Genomic DNA, 19,177 nt, shown 5'->3' with positions numbered 1-19,177 from the left:
GCTCCGCAGTTACCTCAAGACCGCCACGTCACGCCTGGCCGAGGCACATCAGCGGTTGCGCGACCAGGAGGCCCGCGACGCCGAGCCGATGGCGATCATCGGCATGGCGTGCCGCTACCCCGGCGACGTGGCCGGCCCCGACGACCTGTGGCGGGTGGCCGCCGACGGCACCGACACGATCAGCGGCTTCCCCGAGGACCGCGGCTGGGACCTCGGCGCGCTGCGGCGGGCGGGCGACGCCCCCGCGACGGGCGGCGGATTCCTCGCCGACGCCGCGGGGTTCGACGCCGCCTTCTTCGGCATCTCGCCGCGCGAGGCGGTGGCCGTCGACCCGCAGCAGCGGCTGCTGCTCGAACTGGCCTGGGAGGCCGTCGAATACGCCGGCATCGACCCGCAGACGCTGCGTGGCGGCGACACCGGCGTCTTCACCGGCCTGGTGCACAACGACTACTGCGCCCCCCTGCACGAGCCGCCCGAGGGCCTGGAAGGTCACCTGCTCACCGGCAGGTCGACCAGCGTCGCCTCCGGCCGGATCGCGTACAGCCTGGGCCTGGGCGGACCCGCCGTCACCATCGACACGGCCTGCTCGTCCTCGCTGGTCGCGATGCACCTGGCGTGCGCGGCCCTGCGCCGCGGCGAGTGCGGGATCGCCCTGGCGGGCGGCGCCGCGGTGATGCCGACACCGGGGATGTTCGTGGAGTTCGGCGCGCAGGGCGGGCTCGCGCCCGACGGGCGGTGCAAGCCGTTCGCCGACGCGGCGGACGGCACGGCCTGGAGCGAGGGCGCGGGACTCGTCGTCCTGGAGCGCCTCTCCGACGCCCGGCGCAACGGCCACCGGGTGCTCGCGGTCGTCCGCGGCAGCGCCGTCAACCAGGACGGCGCAAGCAACGGTCTCACCGCGCCGAGCGGCCCCGCACAGCAGCGCGTGATCCGGCAGGCCCTCGCCGCGGCCCGGCTCACCCCCGCCGACATCGACGCGGTCGAGGCGCACGGCACCGGCACGACGCTGGGCGACCCCATCGAGGCGCAGGCCCTGCTGTCGGTCTTCGGCCCGGGCCGACCGGCCGGCCGCCCGCTGCTGCTCGGCGCCCTCAAGTCCAACCTCGGCCACTCGCAGGCCGCGTCCGGCGTCGCGGGGGTGATCAAGATGGTCATGGCGATGCGGCACGGCCTGCTCCCGCGTACCCTGCACACCGACCGCCCCTCCGACCACGTCGACTGGACCTCCGGCGCGATCACCCTGCTGACCGAACCCACCCCGTGGCCCCCCGGTGCCGTCCCGCGGCGCGCGGGCGTCTCGGCGTTCGGCATCAGCGGCACCAACGCGCACGTCATCCTGGAGGAGCCGCCCGCCCCCGAGGCGTACGCCCCCGCCGAGCCGGGCGTGTCGCCCGCGCCTGCGGTCACGCCCCCCACGCCCGGCAGCACGGCCGCTCCGGCCGGGCCGACCGCCGGGGTGTCGGACCAGGACCCGGCGGGCAGCCAGGCCGCCACCGACCCGGCGGCGACGCCGGACGCGGCAGGCGCCGGGGACGCCCCGCACCTCGCGGCCTCCGCGTCGGCGGGTGCGGACGCCGCGGACGGTGCCGCGGCGGAGCCGACGGGCAGGACCGGCACAGCCGGCGGGACGGACGCGTCCGGCGCCGGGGGAGCTCTTGCCCCGCGTGTCGCGGGCGTGTCAGCGGACGGGAGCGACGCGCCCGGCGCGCGGCAGGCCGGGGCCGCCGGCGGGCCCGGCGCCGGCGTCGTGCCCTGGGCGCTGTCCGCCCGGTCGCAGGGGGCGTTGCGGGAGATGGCCGCGCGACTGCGAGCGTACGCCGAGGACGGCGAGGACGCCGGGACCGGGGACATCGGGCTGGCACTCGCCACGACCCGGACGGACTTCGAGCACCGGGCGGTCGTCGTCGGACAGGGCCGGGCCGAACTGCTCGACGGGCTCCGCGCGCTCAGCGCGGGTGACGACGCCCCGCAGGTCGTCCGCGGCGAGGCGGGTGAACGGCCGCTCACCGCCTTCCTCTTCACCGGGCAGGGCGCCCAGCGCGCGGGCCGGGGCGCGGAACTCCACCGCGAGCAACCCGTCTTCGCCGCGGCGCTCGACGAGGTGTGCGCGGCACTCGACCCGCACCTCGAACGGCCGCTGCGGGAGCTGATGTTCGCCGCCCCCGGCAGCGCGCAGGCGGCGCTGCTGGACCGAACCGTCTACACGCAGCCCGCGCTCTTCGCACTCGAAGTCGCCCTCTACCGGCTGGCGGAGTCCTTCGGCGTCGTCCCCGACTACCTGCTCGGCCACTCCATCGGCGAGCTGGCCGCCGCCCATGTCGCGGGCGTCCTCTCCTTGCCGGACGCGGCCGCCCTGGTCGCCGCGCGCGGCCGGCTGATGGACGCGACGCCCGCGGGCGGTGCGATGTTCTCGCTCGACGGCGACGAGCCGGAGGTGCGCGCACTGCTCGCCGGCCGTACCGACCGCGTCACGATCGGCGCGGTCAACGCCCCAGGCGCCACGGTGATCTCCGGCGACGCGGACGCCACGGCCGAGCTGGCCGAGCAGTGGCGGTCCCGCGGCAGGAAGGCCACCCGGCTGCGGGTCAGCCACGCGTTCCACTCCCCGCACATGGACGGCGCGCTCGACCAACTGCGGGCGGTGGCGGCCACGGTGACCTTCCACCCGCCGCGCATCCCGGTGGTCTCCAACGTCACCGGAGCCGTCGCGGGCGAGGAGTTGCTGACCGCGGACTACTGGGTCGCCCAGGCCCGCGAGGCCGTCCGCTTCCTCGACGGCGTCCGCACCCTGCGGGCCGCCAAGGTCACCGCCTACCTCGAACTCGGCCCCGACCGGGTGCTCACCGCGCTGGTCCACCGCTGCCTGGGCGACGACGCGGGCGGCAGCGTCCTGGCCACCACGCTGCGCACCGGCAGTGCGGAGACCCGCGGCCTGCTGACCGCGTTCGCCGAACTGCACGCGGCCGGCGCCACGGTGACCTGGCCCGCCGCGGTCTTCGGCGCCGGCGCACGGGCGGTCCGGCTGCCGACATATCCCTTCCAGCGCCGGCGCTACTGGCACTTCGCCGGGCCGGGTACCGCCACCGCCGCCCCGGCGGCGCGGCCGGGCCATCCGCTGCTGGGCGCCCCCGTCGAGCTGGCCGGCGCTGCGGGCCGCTGGTTCGGGCAGAGCCTCGCGGCCGACCGGCCGTGGTATCTCGACCAGCACCGGGTCGCCGGTGTGCCGGTCCTGCCGGCGGCGGCGATGGTCGAATGGGCACTGGCCGCGGCCCGGACGGCGCTGGACACCCGCGGTGTCGGGGGCGGCGTCACCCTCGACACCGTCACCTTCACCGAGTTCCTGCCGTTCACCGACTCCCACCCCCGTCCCGTGCAGGCCGTCGTGCAGCCGCATCCGGACGGCGCCGCCTCCATCCGCTGCTTCAGCCGCGAGGACGGCGCCGCCGAGTGGACCGAGCACGCGACCGCGACCGCCACCCGTACCGCCGCCCCGCGCCCCGCGGACGCCCCGCCCGCCACCTTGACCGTCGGCATGACCGAGATCCCGGTCGACACCCTCTACGCCCGGCTGCGCGCGGGCGCCGTCGACCACGGTCCCGCCTTCCGCGCGCTGCGCCGCCTGTGGCGCACCGGAAACGAGGCGACCGCGCTGGTCGAGATGCCCCCGCCACCCGCGGCCGCGACCGGTCCTGCCGCTCCGGCCACGCCCGCAGGCGACGGCTGCCTGCTCGACCCGCCGCTGCTCGACGCCTGCTTCCAGACGGTCGGCGCCTTCCTGGGCGACGGCGACGGCGTGCCGCTGCCCACCTCGCTCGGCCGGTGCACCGTCTACGAGGCGCTGCCGCCCCGGGTCTGGTGCCGCGTCCGGCGGACCGACGACGGGACGACGGGGGAGCGGGTGCTGGACCTCGCCCTGCACGCGGAGAACGGCCGATGTCTTGCCGTGGTCGAGGCCCTGCGCTTCCAGGCCGTCCCGGCGGGCGCGCTCGCCGCCCTCGCCGGTCCGGCACTGCGCCGCTACGAGACCGCCTGGGTGCCGCTCGACGACACGGCAAGCACCGTGACGGCGCCCGGACCCGCGGGCGCGACCTGGCTGCTCTTCAGCGACGAGCCGGCCGTCGCCACCCGCTGGTCCGCCCAGCTGGCCGCCGTCGGCTCCCCGGTCGCCGCGCTCACCGAAGGTACCGCCGAGGCGCTGCGCGCCGAAGTGGCCCGCCTGCGCACCACGGGTGGCGCGGTGGCCGGCCTGATCCTGCACGCGGCCCCGTCCGCCCCGGCCGGCGAGCGCACACCGGCCGTATCGCCGCGCGAGGCACTGACGGGGGAGGCGGCGCAGGCACCTCCGGGCGGACCACCGCTCGCCGGAGGGGCCGCCGCCGACCGCGACGAGGACACCTTGCAGGCCGCCTTCCGGCTCGCCCGCCACAGCTTCGCCCTGCTCCAGGAGTTCGTGCGCTCGCCCGGCACCCAGGACGCGCAGATCCTGGTCTGCTCCACCGGCGCCGCCGACGACGCGCCCGACCCGGCGCAGGCGGTGCTCACCGGCGCCGCCAAGGCGGTCATCGCCGACTTCCCCGACCTGCGGGTCGCCCAGGTCGACCTCGACCCGGCCGCGGAGGCGCCCGCGCTGCCCGCGCTGCTCGACACCGTCGCCGGCCGGGACGGGTCCGGGCACTACAGGCTGCGCCGCGGCCACTGGTCCGAGGCGCGGCTGCGCGAGGGCGAACTCGCGGCCACCAAGCCGCCACCGGTGCGGGCGGACGCCACCTACCTGGTCACCGGTGCCTTCGGCGGCCTCGGCCGGGTCACCGCGAGCTGGCTGGCGCAGCACGGCGCACGCTCCCTCGTCCTGATCGGGCGGCACGTCCCGGCTGCCGGCACGCCGTGGATCGCCGACCTGCGGGACCGCGGCACCCGGGTCGAGACACGTGCCGTGGACATCGCGGATCCGGCGGCGGTCGCCGACCTCTTCGCGGAGACGGCCAAGGAACTCCCGCCGCTGCGCGGTGTCGTGCACGCGGCGGGCGTCACCGACGACGCGGCCCTGACCGACCTCGACTGGCCGCGCTTCAGCCGGGTGCTGGAACCGAAGGTCCGCGGCGCCTGGCTGCTGCACCAGCACACCGCCTCCCTGGACCTGGACTTCTGCGTCCTCTACTCCTCGGTGCTGTCGCTGACCGGCTCGCCCGGCCAGGCCGCCTACGTCGTCGCCAACAGCTTCCTCGACGCACTGGCGGGCTACCGCAGCGGCCACGGCCGCCGCACCCTGAGCGCCGGATGGGGGCCGTGGGCCGAGGCCGGTATGGCCTACGACCGCGGCCTGCTCGACCGCTTCACCGCGCAGGGGATGGAGGCGATACCGACCCGGCGGGCGCTGGCCGCGCTCGGCGGGCTGCTGGCCGGCGGCCCGCAGCCGCATGTGGGCCTGGCCCGGGTGGACTGGGACCGCTACCGGACCGCCTTCTCCCGGCGCCGGCCCTACACCCTGCTCGGCGACCTCGTCGGGGCGGCGCCCGACGAGCCGGCGGCCGACGCCGTGTCGCTTGAGGAGCTCACCTCGCTGGTGCTGCGGGACCCGGCGGCGGCCAGGCGGGCCGTGCTCGACGGCCTGCTCGACCGGGTCGGGCTGCTGCTGCGCATCCCCGGCGCCGACCGGGAGGAGCTGCGGCGGCGCTTCGCGGGCGTCCGGCTGAACACGCTGGGCCTGGACTCGCTGACCACGGTGCAGCTGCGCAGCAGGCTGCTCGCCGACTTCCGCGCCGACGTACCGCCGGACCTGCTCTTCAGCGGCGGCACCGCGGCGGAGGTGGCCGAGCTGATCTGCCAGCAGCTGACGATCAGAAGCGTGTCCGCCGCACCCGACGACGACTTTGACGGAGACCAGGAGACCGAGGTGCTGACGCTGTGACCACCGTCCCAGATCTGCTGGCCGAACTCGCCGGGGCCGGAGTGAGACTGCGGCTCGTGGACGACGCCCGCCTTGAGGTGTCCGCGCCCAAGGGCAGCCTGGGCGCCGACCTGCGTGACCGGATCGTGCTGCACAAGCCCGAGCTGATCGAGTGGCTGAGCGGGCTGGCCGGCACCGGCGCCGGCGACCTGCCGGTGATCAGCCATGACGCGGCGGCCCTGGGCGAGCCCTTCGCGCCCTCCGACCTGCAGACGTCCTTCATCATCGGCAGCCGCGAGGGCTTCGAGCACCATGTCCGCCCGCACCAGTACATGGAGTGGGAGTTCGCCGAACTCGACCCGGCCCGCTACGAGGCAGCTCTGAACCAGGTGCTGCGCAGGCAGCGCAAGGACCTGGTCGTGGTCCGCGACGACCTGCGGGTGCAGGCGGTCGGTGCGGACCCGGCACCGGTGCGGGTGACCGTGTCCGACCTGGCGGGCATGTCCGAGGCCGAGGAGCGGGCGGAGATCGCCCGGGTCCGCGCCGCGATGGAGCGGCACGAGCCCGACATCTCCCGCTGGCCGTGGGTCGAGGCGCACATCAGCCGCTACGGCGACGGCCGTGCCCGGCTGCACTGGAACAACAACAACCTCTTCAGCGACGCCCCCGGCACCATGGGCTTCCTGGCGAACGTGATGCGCGCCTACGACGACCCCGCCTCGGTGGCCGACGACCTGACGATCGGTTACCGCGACTGCGTGCTGGCCCTCGCCGAGCTGGAGGAGTCGCCGCAGGGCAGGGCGGCGGAACGCTACTGGCGCGAGCGCATCCCCGGCTGGCCGGAGGCGCCCGCCGTGCCGCTCGCGGCCGGCGCCGACCTGCGGCGCCGCTCGCTGCTGGTGCGCAGGGAGATCCTCTTCCCCGCCGAGCTGTGGACGGCGCTGCGGGGCAGGGCCGAGGCCAGGGGGCTGACCAAGACCAACGTGGTGCTCGCCGCGCACGCGGAACTGCTCGCGTACTGGAGCGGGTCGCGGCACTTCCTGATCAACAACATGATCACCCACCGGGTGCCGCTGCACCCGCAGATCGGCGAGGTGCTCGGCAACTTCGCCTCGCTCTATCCGCTGGAGGCCGACTGGCGGCACGACGAGCCGTTACTGGCCCGCGCGAGGAGGCTGCAGTCGCAGGTCATCACGGACGTCGAGCACTCGCAGTGGAGCGGGGTGAAGGTGCTCCAGGCGCTCAACCAGGCCCGCCGCACCCCGGGCCGCGCGGTCTGCCCGTTCGCGGTCGGCAGCGCGCTCTTCGTCGGCGCCACGCAGCGGCCCGACTACAGCACCCTGGAGACACCGCAGGTGCGGTTCGACTGCGAGTTCTGGGAACTGCCCGACGGCCGGCTGTGGGTGGTGTGGGACGTCATCGAGGAGATGTTCCCCGAAGGCCTGATCGACGCCATGGAGGAGGGCTACCGGACGGCGCTCACCGCGCTGGCGTACGACGACGCGGCCTGGGAGGCGCCCGGCCTCGACCTGCTGCCCGCCGCCCAGCGCGTCCGGCGCTCGCTGCCCGCGCCCGCGGCGGCGGCGCCCGCCGCCGACTTCCTGCACGACGCGCTCGCCGCGCGCGCGACGGATGCCCCGGACGCACCCGCGGTCATCGCCGACGGCGCCACCTGGACGTACGCCGAACTCCAGACCCGCAGCGCCGGGCTGGCCGCCCGGCTGCGCGCCTGCGGCGTCACGGACGGCTCCCGGGTCGCCGTGGTGCTGCCCAAGGGTCCCGAGCAGATCGTCGCGGTCTTCGCCGCGCTCGCCGCCGGCGCGGCGTACGTCCCGATGGACCCCGGCTGGCCGCAGGACCGCGTCGGCTACCTGCTCGGCGACATCGAGGCGGCCGCGGTCCTGACCGACGCCCCGCACAGCGCCGCGCTGGCCGCACTGACCACCGCCCCGGTGCTCTCCGTCACCCCCGCGGACGACGGGCAGGACGCCGTCACGCCTGCCGGCGAGGGGCAGGACGCCGTCACCCCTGCCGGTGACGGGCAGGACTCCCTCACCCCCGCGGGCGGCGGCGGTACGCGGACGCCCGCCGACCTCGCGTACGTCATCTACACCTCCGGTTCCACCGGCCGTCCCAAGGGCGTGATGCTCGACCACCGCGGTCCGCTGAACACCGTCGAGGACATCAACCGCCGCTTCGGCATCGGCGCGGGAGACGTCGTCTTCGGCATCTCCTCGCTCTGCTTCGACCTGTCGGTCTACGACGTGTTCGGCACCGCCGCCGCCGGCGCCGCCCTGGTGCTGCCGACCGCCGCGGCGGCCGACCCGGGAGCGTGGCTGGACCTGGTCGGGCGGCACGGCGTGACCGTGTGGAACTCGGTGCCCGCGATCATGCAGCTGTTCACCGAGGCCGCCGAGGCCGCGGGCGCGACCTTCCCGCGGTTGCGGACGGTGCTGCTCAGCGGCGACTGGATCCCGGTGCAACTGCCTGACCGCATCCGGCGTATCGCGCCCAACGCCCGGGTGGTCAGCCTCGGCGGCGCCACCGAGGCGTCGATCTGGTCGATCTGCCACCCGGTCGACCACGTCGACCCCGGGTGGACCAGCATCCCCTACGGCCGCCCGCTGGCCGGGCAGAGCTGGCACATCCTGGACGACCTCGGCCGCGACGCGCCCACCTGGGTCCCCGGCCACCTGTACATCGGCGGCGCCGGACTGGCGCTCGGCTACCTCGGCGACCCGGCCAAGACCGACGCGGCCTTCGTCACCCACCCCCGCACCGGCGAGCGCGTCTACCGCACCGGGGACCTCGGCCGCTACCTGCCCGACGGCACCATCGAATTCCTCGGCAGGGCCGACTTCCAGGTCAAGATCCAGGGCTTCCGGGTCGAGCCCGGCGAGGTCGAGCAGACGCTGCTCGACCACGAAGCCGTCGCGCAGGCTGCCGTGGTGGCCCGCAGCACCGGCTCAGGCAAGCAGCTCGCCGCCTTCGTCGTCGGCCACCCCGGCGCCGCACCGGACGGCGGGCCCACCGCCGAAGCGCTGCGCGAACTCGCGGCGGGGCGGCTGCCCTCCTACCTGGTGCCCGCGCACATCACGGTGCTGCCCGCGCTGCCGCTGACCGCCAACGGCAAGTTAGACCGGCGCGCGCTAGAAGCGCTCGGCCCGGGCGACGAGGGCGGCAGGGCCGCGCCCGTGGCGCCGCGGACAGCGACCGAGGCCGCCATCGCCGAGGTGTGGGCGGAGACGCTGGAGGCCGAACAGGTCGGCGTGCACGACGACTTCTTCGACCTCGGCGGCCAGTCCTTCGCCGCGCTGCGGGTCATCGAACGCCTCGCGGCCACCACCGGCCGCCGCATACCGCTCGGCGTGCTGCTCGAGCAGCGTACGGTGGCGGGCCTGGCCCAGTGGCTGGAGACCGCGCAGCCCCGGTGGTCCCCGCTGGTACGGCTCACCCACCGCCCCAGCGGCACCCCGTGGTTCTTCGTGCACCCGGCGGGCGGCAACGTGCTCTGCTACGACAGGCTCGCCGAACTGCTCGACGCGCCGGTGCACGCCTTCCAGGCGCCCACCCCGAGCAGCGGCGGCGGCCCGCTGGACAAGGTCGAGGACTTCGCCGGCCGCTACCTCGACGCGCTGCTCGCCGTCCAGCCGCACGGCCCCTACCGGCTCGGTGGCTGGTCGTCGGGCGGCGTCATCGCCTTCGAGCTGGCGCACCTTCTCGAGGCGCGCGGCGAGAGGGTGGAACGGCTGGCGGTGCTCGACTCGCCGAGCCCGACCGCCCCGCGCGCACTGGACGACACCCGGCTGCTGCTGTGGTTCGTCGAGGACCTCGGCGTCGGCTTCCGCGCCGAGACGGTCGCCGAGGACGAGGTGCGCGGGCTGTCCGCGCTGCCCGACGCGCAGGCGCTTGCCGAGGTGCTGGCACTGGCCGGCCCTGGCGCCGCCGGCATCGAACCGGCGTCGCTCGCCGACCCGCTGGCCGTCTTCCGCGGTGTGGTCCGCGCCTGCAACGGCTACGCGGCGCCGACCATCGCCGCCGACCTCGTCGTCGTACGCGCCGGCGAGGGCGAGGTCGGCGAATTCGCCGGCCACCCGGCTGCCGCCGTGCCCGACTGGGGCTGGGCGGCGGTGACCTCAGGGTCCGTGACCGGCGCCACCGTGCCGGCCACGCACTACACCTTGCTGACTCCCCGACATGCCGCCGCGGTGGCCGAAGCGATCAGCCGACCAAGACAAGGTGCGTAGACATCATGGCCCAGGCTCTGCTCTCCGAACTGCACCGGCGCGGCATCAGGCTGCGCCTGGTCGACGACCGTCTCGACGTGGTGGCTCCGGCCGGATCGCTCACCCCGGAACTGCGCCAACAGCTCAAGGCCGAGCGCGACCAGCTGATCGCGCTGCTGCGCCGCAGCGAGGCCGGCGGCGAGGACGTCCGCGTCGTGCCGCGCCCCGACCTGCGCCACGAGCCCTTCCCGCTGACCGACATCCAGCAGGCGTACTGGATCGGCCGCAGCTCCGCGATCGAACTGGGCGGCGTCTCCACCCACTACTACTTCGAACTCGACGGCAAGGGCCTCGACCCCGACCGCCTCACCCGCGCCCTGAACGCCGTCATCGAGCGGCACGACATGCTGCGGGCGATCGTCCAGCCCGACGGGTTGCAGCGGGTGCTGCCCGACGTGCCGGCGTACGAGATCGCGGTGCGCGACCTGGGCGGGCTGTCCCGGCAGCAGCGCGAGCACGAACTGCTGCACATCCGGGCGGAGATGGGCTCGCACACCCCGGAGCCGGACGCCTGGCCGCTGTTCGAGATCCGCACCAGCCTGGTCGGGGACGGGCGGCACCGGCTGCACCTGAGCTTCAACATCCTGATCATCGACTTCTTCAGCCTGGCGCTGCTCTTCCACGACTGGCGGATCTGCTACCAGCGGCCCGACCGGCTGCCCGAGCCGCCCGGCGTCTTCTACCGCGACTACATCACCGCACAGCAGGAGCTCCGCCAGGGCCCCGGCTACCAGCAGGCGGAGGCGTACTGGCTGGGGCGGCTCGCCGACCTGCCGCCCGCGCCCGAGCTCCCGCTGGCCAGGCAGCCCGCACAGCTGCCGTCGGTGGAGTTCGTCCGCCGCCAGGGCCGGCTGCCGCGCGAGCAGTGGGACGCGGTCAAGGCCGCGGCCAAGCGGCGCGGGCTGACCCCGTCGGTGGCGCTGATGGCGGCCTTCTCCGACGTGCTGCGGCTGTGGTCCGCCGGGCAGGACGGCTTCACCCTCAACCTGACGCTCTTCGACCGTCCGCCGCTGCACCCGAGCATCGGTGAGATCATCGGCGACTTCACCTCGCTGACCATGCTCGCCGTCCAGGAGCCCGGCGACGAGCCGTTCGCCGAGCGGGCGCTGCGGCTCGGCGGCCAGTTGCTGCGCGACCTCGGGCACACCGCCTACAGCGGGCTGCGGGTGCTGCGCGAGCGGGCCCGCAGCATGTCCTCGGGACTGGGCGCCGCGATGCCCATCGTGGTCACCAGCGCCATCGGCTCCGCCCCCGAGCAGGACCAGGCCGCGGACCGCGGCTTCTTCGGCCGGCTCGGCTACGGCATCAGCCAGACCCCGCAGGTGTGGATCGACCACCAGATCATGGAGGAGTTCGGCGATCTCCTCTACAACTGGGACTGCGTCGACGCGCTCTTCCCCGACCAGCTGCTCGACGACATGTTCGCCGCCTACCACGCCCTGCTCGAACAGCTCGCGGCCGACGACGGCGCCTGGGACGACCCGGGCCTGCGCCCGCGGCTGCCCGGCTGGCAGCGGGCCGAGCGCGACGCCGCCAACGCCACGGACCGGGAGCTGCCCGGCGGCACGCTGTGCGGCCTCGCCGAGGAGCAGGCACGCCGCACCCCCGACGCGGTCGCGGTCATCGCCGGCGACACCCGGCTGACGTACCGCCAGGTCACCGGGCACGCCAACCGGCTGGCCCGGCGGCTGCTCGAATGCGGCGCCCGGCGCGACAACCTGGTCGGCATCGTGCTGGAACGCGGCTGGGAGCAGGTCGCCGCCACCCTCGGGGTGACCGCGTCGGGAGCCGCCTACCTGCCGGTCGACCCGTCGTGGCCGCAGGCCCGCAGGTCCCAGGTGCTGGAGCTGGGCGGGGCGCAGCTGGTGGTGACCTCCGCCGCGCTGCGGGACTCCGCCCAGTGGCCGGCCGGCGTCCAGGTGCTGACCCTGGACGACGACGAGGTGCTGGCCGCCGACGACGGCCCGCTCGACAGCGGCCCGGCCCCCACCGACCTGGCCTACGTCATCTTCACCTCCGGCTCGACGGGCACGCCCAAGGGCGTGATGATCGACCACCGCGGCGCGGTCAACACCGTGCTGGACATCAACGAGCGCTTCGGCGTCGGCCCGCAGGACCGGGTCCTCGCGCTGTCCTCGCTGAGCTTCGACCTGTCCGTCTACGACGTCTTCGGCACGCTGGCGGCCGGCGCCGCCGTGGTGATCCCCTCGCCGTCCGGCGCCCGCGACCCGCAGCACTGGACCGAGCTGATGGACGGTCACCGCGTCACCGTGTGGAACTCGGTGCCCGCACTGATGCAGGCCTGGGTGGACGCCGGCGGCCGGACCGCCGCGGGCACGCTGCGTACGGTGCTGCTCAGCGGCGACTGGATCCCGGTCACCCTGCCTGACGCGATACGGGCCGCCGAGCCGGCCGCGCGGGTGATCAGCCTGGGCGGCGCCACCGAGGCGTCGATCTGGTCGGTCTGCTACCCGGTCGGCAAGGTGCCGCCTGAGTGGGTCCGCATCCCCTACGGCAAGCCGCTGGCCAACCAGACCCTGCACATCTACGACGCGGCCTTCGAGGACTGCCCGGTGTGGACCCCCGGCGACCTCTACATCGGCGGCACCGGCGTGGCCAAGGGTTACTGGGCCGACCCGCAGCGCACCGCGGCCGGCTTCGTCACCCACCCGGTCACCGGGGAACGCCTGTACCGCACCGGTGACCTCGGGCGCTACCTGCCCGGCGGCGACATCGAGTTCCTCGGCCGGCTGGACTCCCAGGTCAAGCTGAACGGCTACCGGATCGAGCTGGGCGAGATCACCGCGGCCCTGCGCCGGCTGCCCGGCGTGGCCGAGGGCCTGGTCCGGGTGGACGCCAACCCCGTCACCGGCGCCCGCCAGCTGGTCGCCTACGTGGTGGCGGCGCCCGGCTCGCAACCCGACACCGAAGCCGTACGCGACGCGCTCGCCGAGGTGCTGCCCGACTACATGGTGCCGCAGCACTACCTGCTCATCGACGCCGTGCCGCTCAGCGCCAACGGCAAGGTCGACGTCTCGGCGCTGCCCACCGCCTGGACGGAACCGGACCAGGAAGCGCTGGTCGGGCCGCGCGACGACCTGGAGGAGCGGATGCTCGGCATCTGGCGCGAGGTGCTGCAGCGCGACGACTTCGGGGTGCTGGACAACCTCTTCGAGATGGGCGCCGACTCGCTGCACGCCGTCCGCATCCTGACCCGGCTGCGCGAGGACCTCGGCTTCGACACCGAGGGCGACGAGGGCCTTCGGCTGCTGTTCGAGAGCCCCACGGTCACCGAACTCACCGCGGAGCTGCGCAAGCGGGCCGGGGCGCCGGCCTGATGGCGCGGGCGGCGGGCGAGGTGCTCGGGCGCGGCTGGGACGACATCGTCGTGGGCGCGGGCTCGGCCGGCTCGGTGCTGGCCGCCCGGCTGACCGAACAGGCCGGGCGGCGGGTGCTGCTGGTCGAGGCGGGCACCGAGCCCGCACCGCAGGCGGGGCCGCCCGGCAGCCCGGTGCTGACCGGTGCGAACTGGGACCACACGGCGTCCGTCGGCGACACCCCGCCCGGCATCGGGCGGCAGTATCCGTACCTGGTCGGCAAGGCGCTCGGCGGGTCCTCCGCGGTCAACGGGGCCATCGCGCTGCGCGGCCTGCCCGCCGACTTCGACGGCTGGGCGGCGGCCGGCAACCCCGGCTGGTCCTGGGCGCAGGTGCTGCCGTACTTCCGCCGCCTGGAGTCCGACGCGGACCACCGGGACGGCGGACCGCGCGGCCTGCACGGTACGGACGGCCCGCTGCCGATCCGCCGCCCGGCCCCCGGGCGGCTGTCGGCGACCGCGGCCGCCTTCCTGGCCGGCTGCCGCGCCGTGGGCCTGCCCGACCGGCCCGACCTCAACGACGGCGGCATCGGCGCCGGTCCGATCCCCGGCAACCTGGACGGGCCGCGCCGGGTCTCGGCCGCCGACGCCTACCTGGCGCCGGTACGCGGCCGCGCCGGGCTCGCCGTCCTCGACCGCTGCGAGGTCACCCGGGTGCTGGCCGCCGGCGGCCGGGCCACCGGCGTGGAACTGGTCCACGACGGGCGGCTCCACCAGGTGGCGGCCGACCGGGTCACCCTGTGCGCCGGCGCCATCGGCACCCCGCTGCTGCTCCAGCGCTCCGGTATCGGCGCCGCGGAACGCTCCGTCGCGCTGGGGCTGCCGGTGGTCGCCGACCTGGCCGGCGTCGGCGGCAATCTGATCGACCATCCGCTGGTGCCGGTGTGGTCCGCCGCGGCACCCGGGGTGTGCCGGGACGGCGACCCGTGGCACGAGGCGCTGGCCAGGGTCGCCACCACCGGCGAGGAGCCGGACATCAACCTGCTGCTGGTCGCCAACGTACGCGGCGCGGCGGTCCCCGGCATCGGCGCCGTGCTCGGCAGCGACCCGGGCATCTCGGTCGGCGCGCTGCTGCTCGCCCCGCGCTCGCGCGGCACGGTCGAGCTCACCGACGCCGACCCCAAGGCCGCCCCGGCGATCAGGCTGGGGCTCGGCACGGACCCCGACGACGTGCTGCGGCTGATGAACGGCGTACGGCTCGCCTGGTCGGTGGTGCGCTCCGAGCCGTTCGCCCCGGTGCTCTCGCGGACCTTCCTGTGGACCGACCGGATGGTGGACGACGACGCCCTGCTGCGCCGGGCGGTCGGCAACTTCGTCTCGCCGACCTGGCACGCGGCGGGCACCGCCCGGATGGGCACCGCGGACGACCCGGGCGCGGTCGTCGACGAGCGGCTCAACGTGCACGGCGTGGCGGGCCTGCGGGTCGCCGACGCCTCCGTGATGCCCTCGATCGTGCGCGCCCCCACCAACCTCACCTGCATCATGCTCGCCGAGCGGGCCGCCGAGTGGATGCGATGACCGGGAGGCAGCGATGACGGCGCCGAGGCCGATCACGGCGATGACGGGGAGACAGCGATGACAGTGCGGCAGCTCACCGAGAACGACCCGGCGCCGCAGGCGCCCGCTCCCTCGCCTGACGTCTTCCCGCTCACCGACCTGCAGGCCGGCTACCTGGTCGGCAGCAGCAGCCTCATCGAACTGGGCGGCTTCCGGCCGACGATGTACGTCGAGATCGACATGGTCGACTTCGACGCCGACCGGGCCCGCCGGGCCGTCGACCTGCTGATCGCCCGGCACGAGCACCTGCGGACCGTCGTGCTCGCCGAGGGCGCGCAGCGGGTGCTCGACCCGTCCGAGGTCGAGCCGTTCGCGCTGCCGGTCACCGACCTGACCGGGCTGCCGCCCGCCGAGCGGCAGGCGGCGCTGCTCGAGCGGCGGCGGGCGCTGTGCGAGCGCGGTGTCGACCCCACCGGCCGGCCGCTGTTCGAGGTCAGCGCGCACCGGGTGCGCCCGCACCGCTTCCGCATCCACCTCGCGATGAGCCTGCTGCTGCTCGACTCAGGCAGCACCCGGCAGCTCCAGCAGGAGTGGTGGCGCCTCTACACCGACCCCGCCGCCGAACTCCCGCCCACCGGCCTGACGTTCCGCGACTGCGTGCTCGCCCGGGTCGCCTACGAGCACACCGACGACTACGCCAAGCACTGGAGCTACTGGGAGGACCGGCTCGACACGCTGCCCGAGGCGCCGGTGCTGCCGGCCTCCGGCAGGGTCGCGACCCTGGAACCCGGCCGGCTGGTCCGCCGCACCCACCGCCTCGACCGGGCCCAGTGGCAGCGCCTGTCGACCGCCTTCCGCGCGCACAAGGTGCTGCCCGCCGCCGCGATGATGCATGTCTTCGCCGAGACGCTGGGCGCCTGGGCCGCCTCGCCGCACTTCTGCCTCAACGTGCTGCACCAGAACTGGGCCACCGCGCACCCCGAGACGGCGGGTGTGGTGGGGCAGTTCAGCTCCACCCTGCCGCTGGAGGTGGACCTGCGCGGCGAGGACGGCTTCTTCGCCCGCGCCGGGCTGCTGCAGCGCAGGCTGTGGCAGGACATGGCGCACAGCGAGGTCACCGCGGTCCAGGTGACCCGCGAGCTGGCCGCCCGCCGCGGCTGGACCGGCCGCGCGGCCCTGCCGTACGTCTTCAACAGCATGCTCGGCCCGGCCCGCCGGGACGCCGGCGAGCAAGGCCCGGCCTGCCGGGTGGTCCACAACAACCTCCGCACCCCGCAGGTGCTGATCGACAACCAGCTCGTCGACGGCGCCCACGGGGGAGTGGACTGCGTGTGGGACGTGGTGGACGAGGCCTTCCCGCCGGGGCTGGCCGACGCGATGTTCCGGGCGTACGCGCGGCTGCTGGACACGCTGGCCGGTCCGGACGGCGCGAGCTCCGCCCCGGACCCGGTGCCGTCCGTACACCGGGCGGCCGTCGCCGCGGACAACGCGCCGGCCGGCGAGCCGCCGCAAGGCCGCCTTGAGGACGGCTTCCTGCGGCAGGCGGCACTGCGGCCCGCCGCTCCGGCCGTCGTGACGGCGGAGCGGACGCTGTCCTACGGCGACCTGGAAGCGGTCTCGCGGGCCGTCGCCCGCTGGCTGCACCAGCAGCGGATCGGCGCGGGCGACATCGTGCCGGTGGTGATGGCCAAGGGCTGGGAGCAGGTCGCGGCCGCGCTCGGCGTGGTCCGCTGCGGCGCCGCCTACTGCCCGGTCGACGCCGGCCTGCCGCAGGCCCGTATCCGGGAACTGCTGGACGACTGCGGCGCCCGCGTGGTGCTCGGGCAGTCCCACCGGGTGCCGGAGGCCGCGACCGCCCGCCCGGTGCTGTTCGTGGACAGCCTCGACCCGGTCTCCTACCCCCCGGCGCCGGTGCACGGCGGGAAGCCCGGGGACCTCGCGTACATCATCCACACCTCCGGTTCCACCGGCCGCCCCAAGGGCGTGATGATCGAGCACGCCGCCGCGCTCAACACCGTGCTGGACGTCAACGCGCGGATCCGGCTCGCCCCGGACGACCGGGTGTTCGGCATCTCCTCGCTGAGCTTCGACCTGTCGGTCTGGGACGTCTTCGGCACCCTGGCGGCCGGCGCCGCCCTGGTGCTGCCCGCCGCGTCGAGCCGGCCCGACCCGGTCGGCTGGGCCGGATCAGCGGCCCGGCACGGGGTGACCGTGTGGAACTCGGTGCCCGCGCTCGCCGAGATGCTCACCGAGGTCGCCGAACAGGCCCCGGCCGCCGCCCGCCCGCCCCTGAGGTCCTTCCTGCTCAGCGGCGACTGGGTGCCCACCCCGCTGCCCGACCGGATGCGCGCGCTGTGGCCCGAGGCGGTGGTCACCGCGCTCGGCGGCGCCACCGAGGCCGCGATCTGGTCCAACTCCTACCAGGTCGGCCGGGTCGACCCCCAGTGGCGCAGCATCCCCTACGGCAGGCCGCTGCCCGGCCAGACGATGCGGGTACTCGACCACCGCCTGGACGTCCGCCCGCCAGGCGCGGTCGGCCGGATCCACATCGGCGGCGCAGGCCTGGCGCGCGGCTACTGGCGGGACGCCGAACGCACCGCCGAGCGCTTCATCACCCACCCCGCCACCGGTGAACGCCTCTACTGGACCGGCGACCTGGGCCGCTACCGGCCGGGCGGCGTCATCGAATTCCTCGGCCGCGAGGACCGCCAGGCCAAGATCCAGGGCTTCCGGGTGGAGCCGGGCGAGGTCGAGGCCGCCGTCCGTGCGTGCGACGGCGTACGGGACTGCGCGGTCGCCGTGGAGGACGGCCCGGCCGGGCAGAGGCGGCTGGTCGCCCTGGTCGTCGCCGAACCCGGCCGGCACCCGGACGCCGCCGCGCTGGCGGCCCTGCTGCGCGGCCGGCTGCCGCACTACATGGTGCCGGGCTCGATCCACGTGGTCGACCGCCCCGCGCTGTCCGCGAACGGCAAGGTGGACGTCGCACGCACCCTGGCCGCCGCCAGGGCCGCCGCCCGGGACGGCGGGACCGCCGTCGCGGCCGAGGGCCTGCCCGGCGGCAGGACCGCGGCTCGGCTGGCCGAGCTGTGGCGCGAACTGCTCGAAGCCGACACCGTCGGGCCGGACTCCGACTTCTTCGCGCTGGGCGGCAACTCGCTGCTCGCGCTGCGGCTGGTGAACCGGGTGGACGCGGAGTTCGGGGTGGCCCTGCGCTTCGGGGAGATCTTCGAGACGCCGACACTGCGGGCGCTGGCCGAACGGCTCGGGCAGGGCGCGGAGGGCCGGTCCGAGCAGGACCGGCAGGCCGGCTGCTCGGTCGCGTTGTCGGCGGGACCGGGGCAGCAGGTGCACCTCTTCCACCCGGTCGGCGGCTCGGTGAGCTGCTACACCGACTTCGCCCGGCTGTGGGCCGGGCCCGTACGCGCCTTCCAGCACCCGGTTCTGGCCAGGGGCGGCCCCGCCGACGAGCGGGCGGACCTGGCGGCGATGGCCGCCGCGTACCGTGCGGAGCTCCAGCGGCTCACGCCGAACGGCCCCTACCTGCTGGGCGGCTGGTCGATGGGCGGGGTGCTCGCCTACGAGGTGGCAGGCCGGCTGGCCGCCGACGGGCACCAGGTGCGGGTCTTCATGATCGACAGCGATCTGGCCAACCTGCGGCAGCCCGGCACCGACGCCGCGGGCCACCTGGAATTCCTCGCCGACCTCGCGGGCGGCGAGCTGCCCGCGGCAGTGGCCGCCGCGGTGGACGGCGCCCCGGACGGCGGTCTGCCGGCCGCCGCCCGGGACGCGGCCGTCGCGCACGGCCTGCTGCCGGCCGAGGTGGACCCGGCCGGCTACGAACGGCTGATGCGGGTGCACGCGGCCAATCTCGGGGCGCTGGCCCGCTACCGCCCCGCCGCCTCCGCGGTGCCCGCCCTGCTCTTCGTGGCGGGCGAGGTGGACCGGCCCGACCCGGTGCCCGCGTGGCGCGCGGTCTGCACGGAGCTGGAGACCGAACTGTGGCCGGCCGACCACTACTCGATCATGGCGCCCCCGGCCCAGCAGGCCATCGCGGAACGGGTCGCCGGCTGGTGCCGCACCGAGGGGTAGGACACGTCCGACAGCCGGTGTCGCGGGCCCGCCGGGCACGTT

General features: G+C 75.5%; 4 protein-coding genes and 1 pseudogene. All 5 read left to right on the top strand.

All coding sequences use genetic code 11. The annotated features are described in order from the left end of the window. Positions 1-82 precede the first annotated feature (82 nt). A pseudogene (locus OG702_RS01900) lies at positions 83-5,908 on the top strand (type I polyketide synthase); the annotation flags it as partial. After that, positions 5,905-10,134 (top strand): non-ribosomal peptide synthetase, encoded by a 4,230-nt coding sequence (locus OG702_RS01895; protein ID WP_327287085.1) that lies wholly within the window; start codon positions 5,905-5,907, stop codon positions 10,132-10,134. The pseudogene OG702_RS01900 and the gene OG702_RS01895, both read left to right, overlap by 4 nt. 5 nt (positions 10,135-10,139) lie before the next feature. Beyond that, complete coding sequence (locus OG702_RS01890) at positions 10,140-13,511, top strand: non-ribosomal peptide synthetase (protein WP_327287084.1); 3,372 nt, start codon at positions 10,140-10,142, stop codon at positions 13,509-13,511. Then, positions 13,511-15,067 carry a GMC family oxidoreductase gene (locus OG702_RS01885; RefSeq protein WP_327287083.1) on the top strand — a complete coding sequence of 519 codons (1,557 nt, stop codon included), beginning with the start codon at positions 13,511-13,513 and terminating at the stop codon, positions 15,065-15,067. The genes OG702_RS01890 and OG702_RS01885 overlap by 1 nt, the downstream gene beginning before the upstream one ends. Before the next feature lie 57 nt (positions 15,068-15,124). Further along, positions 15,125-19,135: a non-ribosomal peptide synthetase gene (locus tag OG702_RS01880; RefSeq protein WP_327287082.1), complete on the top strand. Its 4,011-nt coding sequence runs from the start codon at positions 15,125-15,127 to the stop codon at positions 19,133-19,135. Positions 19,136-19,177 lie beyond the last annotated feature (42 nt).

Source organism: Streptomyces sp. NBC_01198 (genome assembly GCF_036010485.1).
GTDB lineage: Bacteria > Actinomycetota > Actinomycetes > Streptomycetales > Streptomycetaceae > Actinacidiphila.
This window is presented reverse-complemented; position numbering and strand designations above follow the sequence as displayed.